Raw genomic sequence first — 7,607 nt, forward strand, 5'->3', positions numbered from 1 at the left:
GCTGCGCGCTGTTCATTTTCATGTCGATGATTGTCATGAACTGTTTTCTTAAAAGCATCGATCGAATCTTTGAAAGGGTTGATTGTCGCCGAAAGACTCTGTTGATTGGCTTCTTGTAAGGCCTTCGAGTTTGTTGCCAAAATCTCAGCCGACAACTCTTTGAATTGAAGTTTAAGTGCTTCTTTTTGCTCTTCGAACCGAGCGATTTCTCTAGCAAAGCTCGCTTCTTTCTCATCAAAGCTGGCTGTTACCTTGTCTAACTTTGATTCAGTTTCGCGAAGAGACTCGCCTAAGTTTTCACAACGAACAAGCGCTTCGTTCTTCTCGCGCTTTGATTCATCAAGTTGTTTTTGTATTTGTTGCGTTTCTACCGTCGCGCGCGAGGATTGCTCACGCTGTGTTGCTAACTCTTCAGACAAGGCGTTAATTCGTTCGAGACTTGTATCAGCTTCGCGCTCATGACGTGCGATCACCGTCTTTTGATTCTCAATTTCCTGTTCAAAAAAACCTAGTGCCGCTTCTAACTTTGCTACTTCTAAGCCCATACTTTGTTCAGACTTACTTGCACGAAATCGAGCAAAGAAATATCCCAAACCACATCCAAGAAAGGCAACAATGCCCATCTTTAAAATCATGCTCAATTCCATTATTTACCTTATCACTGAATCAAATTCACGGGAGCCACTGACCACTGTCATAAAATTGGCTAAGCTGTTGTTTTATTTGAGGCATACTCTCGGCATACCCTCGTTGCTCCAACCATTGGGCATTATAATAAGTATCGACATAACGTTCGCCCCGATCACACAGCATTGTAACGATTGAGCCACTTTTATTCTCTTTTTTCATCTGCACAGCTAACTGAAATGCCGCAAACATGTTTGTACCTGTGGAACCGCCTACTCTAATTCCAAGTAAGTCGCTCACGAATTGCATGCACGCAAAGGCCGAAGCGTCTGGCACTTTTATCATCTTATCAATAACACTTGGAACAAAAGACGGCTCCACACGAGGCCGTCCAATGCCTTCAACTGCAGATGGACAGGAACACGTGAGAGAAGAATCTCCGCTCATAAAGCTGTCGTAAAACACTGAATGACTCGGATCTGCGACACATAACTGAGTCGACGCTCCGCGGTATTTGATGTAGCGTCCAATAGTCGCTGACGTACCACCAGTTCCCGCACTGACCACAATCCAACTAGGCTCAGGGTATCGCTCTCTTCGCATCTGATTGAAAATAGAGTCAGCGACATTGTTATTACCTCGCCAGTCTGTGGCGCGTTCAGCATAGGTAAACTGGTCCATATAGTGACCACCTAACTCCTTAGCTAAACGTTCTGCCTCACCGTAAATATCACCGCCCTTGACTAGGTGACATTGACCGCCATAAAACTCGATTTGCTGCTGCTTTTGTTTAGAAGTCGTTTCGGGCATCACTGCGATAAATTTCAAACCAAGTAAGCGAGCAAAATACGCTTCAGACACAGCGGTGCTTCCTGAGGACGCCTCTATTACAGCGGTATTTTCATGCACATAGCCATTACAGAGCGCATAAAGAAACAAAGAGCGTGCAAGCCGATGTTTTAATGATCCAGTAGGATGTGTTGACTCATCTTTTAGATATACCTGAATATCCTCATAGTCTTTTGGCATGGGCAGTTGAAACAGGTGCGTATCAGCAGATCTTTGCGCCTCACTGAGAACGGTTTGTATTGCGTTTTGCGTCCAACTCATAAACTTTCCTTATGCGTTACGAATCATGTTCCTAGGTCATTGATTCGGTTATTATAGCGCACTTATTCGGTACATGAATGATCTAGATAGTGAAGCTTATGAGCGATGCATCCGCACAAAAGAACCAACTCGACCAACTCATAAAGTTAGCAAGCTATGCGTCAGTTTGTGTCGCTGTAACGCTGTTATTACTAAAAATATTTGCTTGGTTCTCAACCGGCTCAGTTGGTGTTCTCGCTTCACTCGTTGACTCGTTCCTTGATCTACTCGCGTCTCTTCTGAATATGTTTGCTATACGCTATGCCATGACACCCGCTGATAATGAACATCGTTTTGGCCACGGCAAGGCAGAATCCTTAGCGGGATTAGGTCAGGCATTATTTATATCTGGATCCGCCTTATTTTTGATCGTTTTCTCGATTGAGCGATTAGTTAACCCGACAGAACTACACGCCATAAATATCGGCAGCATTGTGGTTGGCGCTTCGATTGCCATCACTTTTGTTCTTGTCGCGTTTCAGCGCTACGTAGCAAACAAAACAGGGTCCTTAGCAATTAAAGCTGACTCTTTACACTATGCTTCCGACCTTTTTTCAAATGCTGGGGTTTTGGTCGGTTTGGTCTTGTATCAACAAGGTATCATCAATGCTGACCCAATCATCGCACTGATCATTGGCATTTATATTTTAAAATCTGCGTACGATATCGGCGACGAAGCCATTCATCATTTACTTGACCACGAGCTATCAGAAGAAGAGCAAGATAGAATCATAGAAATCGCAAAAAAACCGCCTGAAATTATCGACGTGCATGATCTTCGAACGCGTCAGTCAGGCCGAACTAAAATCGTTCAATTGCATTTGGTGATGGACGGTTTAACCTCACTCATGCAAGCCCATGCGATTGCAGATGAAGTAGAAGACGCCCTGAAAAACGAGTTTATCGATATTGATGTATTGATCCACTTAGATCCTGACTCGGAAATTCAAGAGTAAAGACTGACACATCAAGCGATCACATGTACCTTAATGAAAGTGTGTTCTACTATTTATATATCGAGTCATCACAATAGACTGCTATGTCACTAACTCAATTTGTCTCTTCGCTATGGATGGATCTCATAGCTGTATTTTGGTTTTTTGTCTGTTTTAAAGGCTACTCAATCTATGCAAGCCACCGGGTAAAAGATACACCTTGCCTCGCAAGCGTTTTGTATTTGGCGCGCCTTGAGTGGATGAATGAACTTCTTGAACGAGATATTCGCGTTGCCGATAACACAGCCGTCGCTAACCTAGAACGCAGCGTCTCGTTTTTCGCCTCAACCACAATGCTGATTCTAGCAGGTCTTCTCACCATTCTCGGCTCTACCGATAAAGCGATTAGTTTATTAGAAGACTTACCTTTTGTGATGCCTGCTACACGCGCTGAGTGGGAACTAAAATTCCTACTTCTGATCGTCGTGTTTGTATATGCCTTCTTTAAGTTTACGTGGAGTTTGCGCCAATATGGCTTTGTTACCGTGATGATCGGTGGCGCGCCAGTTAGTTATCGTGAAGAAAACCCCAAACAACATAAAGTACTCGCAGAACGACTTGCGAAGATGGGGTCGATGGCAGCGCATAATTTTAATATGGGCCTACGAACGTATTACTTTTCAATTTCAGTACTTGCTTGGTTCATTAGCCCGATTGCATTTATGGCTGCGGCAACAAGCGTGGTATTCGTGTTGTATCAACGAGAATTTAAATCTTCTACACTCAAAACCTTGATGCAAAGTAAAGCGATCGATTTTTCGCAAACACCTAAGTTTTAGACTGAAAGTCAGTATTCGAAGAATGGCATGCCATTAAGCGAAAAGCCTAACGTAGCCCAAGAATAATCTTCTGTATGCGTCGCAACAATCGTCACCATACGATAGCGAATGCCCAGTTCTAAGCCGAGTTGTTCGATCCCTTCCATTCGACGCCCATTGTTTTCAGCATTTAAGACGTGCCAAGAAAACCCAAAGTCTACACCCCAATGAAATGAGCCATTGGTATACGCAATATTATACTTTTCGCCTTTTTTACCTTTGCCATAACGAAACGTCGCGCCAGCTGCATTTGCACCATCTTTGTTGAAATAAGACAGACCGCCATAATGCGCAATGCCAAGAAGATTGTCTTTGTAGAGGTAGGTATAGCGAGGAGTCCACCCAGAATAATCAAAGAGGTCCCAATCCCATGCACCCGTATCAACGCGAGTCTCAGAATTAGATTCAGCATTTGCACCATTCGCAAAAAGAACTAAACAGACACCAAACAGGACAGAGCGACATAAAGATGCGAGAACAGCCATAAATTCTTTAAACTTCTTCGATAAGGTAAGTAGAGAGCCAAAATGCTACACAATGGCTCAAATCAAACCAAGTAAGAACTTTCTTATTTGTGGACAAGTTACGCACTGCATACCGATCTTCACTTCCTGAATGACTTAAATTTACGCTACCATGCCGTCCCTCAACCAAAAACTAGGGTTAGTCACGGCATGCAACGCACCATAAAAAAAATAATTAACGATCAAGGCCAAGTTGAGCTGGGCCATTTTAGCGAGCCAGTGAATCAATTAAACGGGCAAGACTTCGACTACCGAACTGTTATGGGCAAACCGGCTGGTTCACTGCGCCAACACTTTGCCTACAAGCAATTTCAGTATTTTGGTGCTATTGGCAAAGACCTCATCTTTGGTTGTGCCTTTGCAGATATTCGATACATCGGCGCGTGCTTCGCTTACGTCTTTCGTCCTTCGGATAAAAAAATGCTGACATGGCAATTCAAGTCACCGCTTGCTGCGGGGCTGAACATGGCTTGCAGAACAGACAACGACCAAAGCACCTTTAAATCAGGAAAGAATCACGCATCTCAAGTGTATGCATTGAATGAGAACGGAGAGCGCAGAAAGCACTTAGGGATTTCCTTTGGTAACGAGCTTAATATTGAAGCCTGGATGCATGAACCTAAGGACTATCAAACACAATCAGTATGCACACCTTGTGCGGTGAATGGTTGGGTTTATGCACAAAAAACCGCATCACTTCCCGTTCTAGGAACACTTAAATGTGAGCTTGGTGAGTTCGACTTGAGCGAACTGGACTGCTATGGGCACCACGATTTTTCTGCTGGCTATATGCGCCGAGACACATTCTGGAATTGGGCATGCTTTAGCTTACCACCAACAAACAGTCGTCCTGCTCTCGGTTTGAATATCAGCTGGGGAGTCAATGAGAGCGGTTTCTCTGAAAACTGCATCTGGATCGGAACACGTTGTATTGCACTCCCTCAAACACAGTTTTTCTATGATCGTGATAACAAAATGGGGCAATGGAAAATTCAATCCTCCGACGGCAGCATTAATTTAAATTTTGATGCCGAGGGAAAACATAGCGAAGAGTTGAATCTATTTGTATTAGCGACTGACTTTCATCAAATCTTTGGCAAATTCAACGGAACTATAGAAATAGTTGGAGAGCCCACTATCACAATTGAGAATGTATGGGGCTTTGTTGAACACCAATTTTCTCGTTGGTGATCCCTATCATCTTGGCCGAATAAGTAAATTGGATCATCCCCATCGCGCTGTGACTACTCGAATGCCGGTGCTAGGATGGAGACACGAATAACAACAAGACATTGGGTTCTCATGAAAAGCTTTAAAAATAAGGTATGTGTTGTCACTGGTGCGGGTTCTGGCATTGGTCGCTCCCTAGCTATTCAACTTGCCGATGCGGGTGCCTTGCTCGCCATCTCAGACGTCAATCAAGCCTCCCTTGATGAGACCCTGAATCTTCTCTCTCTTCCACATAAAGATGTCATGACCATGCTCGTGGATGTATCGAAACGAGAACAAATGGAAGCTTTTGCAGAGAAAGTCGAGGACACCTATGGTCGCGCAGATCTCGTGATCAACAACGCCGGTGTTGCCTTAATGCAAACGGTTGAAGACACAAGCTACGAAGATTTCGAATGGCTGATGGACATTAACTTTTGGGGCGTAGTCTACGGCACAAAGTCTTTTCTACCGTTATTAAAACGCTCTAGCGACGGCGCTATTGTGAATATTTCTAGCGTCTTCGGTCTTGTTGGCATTCCTACACAAGGCGCCTATAACGCCAGTAAATTTGCCGTTAAAGGATACACCGAAGCCTTACGCTTAGAACTCAAGAACACACCGGTCACTCCAATTACAGTGCACCCAGGTGGCATCAAAACGAACATTGTGAACAGCGCTCGATTCTATAGAGGCACCAACGCTGGACAAGAACATAAGGACGTAAAGTCACTATTTGATCGCTTAACGTTTACGACACCAGACCAAGCGGCTAGCACCATTCTAAAAGGCGTTAAACGCAAGAAAATGAAAATCTTGATCGGTAAAGATGCGTATTTTTATGATTGGGCTGGCAGATGGTTGCCAGAGAGTTACCACAGAATCGTCGACAAGATTATGGGAGCGGAGTTCTAAACAAGCTACAAGCTTATTAATTCATGGGGTCAGAGTAAAAGTACTCTGACCCCAATATTTATTAAGAAGCCTTTCCAAACCACTTACGCACTAACACGTAAAACAGTGGTGTCAGCAATAAGCCAAAGATCGTCACACCGATCATGCCCGCAAATACAGCCACACCCATTGCTTCGCGCATTTCTGCACCAGCGCCTGTTGAGAAAACTAATGGCACAACACCCATAATGAATGCAATAGAGGTCATTAGGATCGGTCGGAAACGCAACTTGCTTGCCTCGAGCGTTGCAGCGAGCAGTTCCATTCCTTGATCCTCTTTTTCTTTGGCGAACTCAACGATCAATATCGCGTTCTTCGCGGCGAGGCCGACCAGCACGATAAACCCTATTTGCGTGAAGATATTATTCGTTAAGCCCCACATAATAACGCCCGTCATCGACGACAACAGAACGGTTGGAACGATCAGAATGATCGCCATCGGCATTGACCAAGATTCGTATTGTGCGGCCAAGACCAAGAACACCAATAACACTACTAGAGGGAAGATATAGACCATGGTGTTACCAGCTAGAATCTGCTGATATTTCAAGTCCGTCCACTCGTAAGTCATGCCATTTGGTAAAGTTTGATCCAGAATCTTAACGATCGCATCTTCCGCCTGACCAGAGCTATATCCAGGTGCCGGCTGACCGTTAATATCCGCCGAAATATAGCCGTTATACTTTCCTACACGGTTCGGACCAGCGCCATGCTTGATCGTTACAAACGACGACAATGGCACCATCTGCCCGTTACGATTACGAACTTTCAGACGCTCAAGCTGCGTTTCATCAACACGGAATTCCTTATCCGCCTGAACATTCACTTGATAAGTACGACCAAATAAATTCACGTCATTGACGTACACCGAGCCCATGTAAGCTTGCAAGGTATCGAAGATATCGGAGATCGCAACCCCGTGTACCTTCGCCTTTTCACGGTCTACATCAATCTCAAGTTGCGGTACATTCACTTGGAAGAATGAGAAAGTTTGCGTCAGCTCTGGCGTTTGCCACGCTTGCCCAACCACTTTCTGCGCTTCTTGGAAGAGCTGCTCATAACCCAAATTCGCTCGGTCCTGAATTTGGATTTTAAACCCACCTGTCGTCCCTAAACCAAGTACTGGTGGCGGAGGGAAGATAGCAACAAAAGCATCACTAATCACACCAAGTTGCATATTCAAGGCGCCAGCAATCGCGTCTGCACTTAACTCAGGACTTTGCCGCTCATCAAAAGGTTTCAAGCCAACGAAAACAATCCCTTCATTTGAAGAAATCGAGAATCCATTCGGTGACAAACCTGGGAAAGCGACCGACGATTCAACGCCAGGG

At 44.6% G+C, this 7,607-nt stretch carries 8 protein-coding genes; 4 read left to right on the forward strand and 4 right to left on the reverse strand.

Annotated elements, in window-relative coordinates; all coding sequences use genetic code 11:
* Window positions 1–635, reverse strand: a 635-nt coding sequence (locus tag A3739_RS02740; RefSeq protein ID WP_197471988.1) for a hypothetical protein, incomplete at its 3' end; no start/stop codon positions are given.
* A gap of 37 nt (window positions 636–672) precedes the next feature.
* Window positions 673–1,737 carry a PLP-dependent cysteine synthase family protein gene (locus A3739_RS02745; RefSeq protein WP_068473306.1) on the reverse strand — a complete coding sequence of 355 codons (1,065 nt, stop codon included), beginning with the start codon at window positions 1,735–1,737 and terminating at the stop codon, window positions 673–675.
* A gap of 98 nt (window positions 1,738–1,835) precedes the next feature.
* On the opposite strand from A3739_RS02745, the gene A3739_RS02750 reads away from it, so the two are divergent.
* Entirely contained in the window at window positions 1,836–2,732 is an 897-nt protein-coding gene (locus A3739_RS02750) for a cation diffusion facilitator family transporter (protein ID WP_068473348.1), read from the forward strand.
* A gap of 83 nt (window positions 2,733–2,815) precedes the next feature.
* Window positions 2,816–3,550: a DUF599 domain-containing protein gene (locus A3739_RS02755; RefSeq protein ID WP_068473309.1), complete on the forward strand. Its 735-nt coding sequence runs from the start codon at window positions 2,816–2,818 to the stop codon at window positions 3,548–3,550.
* An 8-nt stretch (window positions 3,551–3,558) separates the two neighbouring features.
* On the opposite strand, the gene A3739_RS02760 is transcribed toward A3739_RS02755, so the two are convergent.
* The gene (locus A3739_RS02760) at window positions 3,559–4,074 is read right to left on the reverse strand and encodes a hypothetical protein (RefSeq protein ID WP_068473312.1); all 516 of its coding nucleotides are present in this window, start codon (window positions 4,072–4,074) and stop codon (window positions 3,559–3,561) included.
* 87 nt (window positions 4,075–4,161) lie between these two features.
* Here A3739_RS02760 and A3739_RS02765 point away from each other — a divergent pair, with 87 nt between their 5' ends.
* A complete protein-coding gene (locus A3739_RS02765) occupies window positions 4,162–5,304 on the forward strand; it encodes a DUF2804 domain-containing protein (protein ID WP_156493670.1) in 1,143 nt (380 codons plus the stop codon).
* Between the two features lie 111 nt (window positions 5,305–5,415).
* Window positions 5,416–6,237, forward strand: a complete 822-nt coding sequence (locus tag A3739_RS02770) for an SDR family oxidoreductase (protein ID WP_068473315.1) — start codon at window positions 5,416–5,418, stop codon at window positions 6,235–6,237.
* A 61-nt stretch (window positions 6,238–6,298) separates the two neighbouring features.
* On the opposite strand, the gene A3739_RS02775 is transcribed toward A3739_RS02770, so the two are convergent.
* Window positions 6,299–7,607, reverse strand: a 1,309-nt coding sequence (locus tag A3739_RS02775; RefSeq protein ID WP_156502283.1) for an efflux RND transporter permease subunit, incomplete at its 5' end; no start/stop codon positions are given.

It is taken from the genome of Oleiphilus sp. HI0067 (assembly GCF_001635735.1).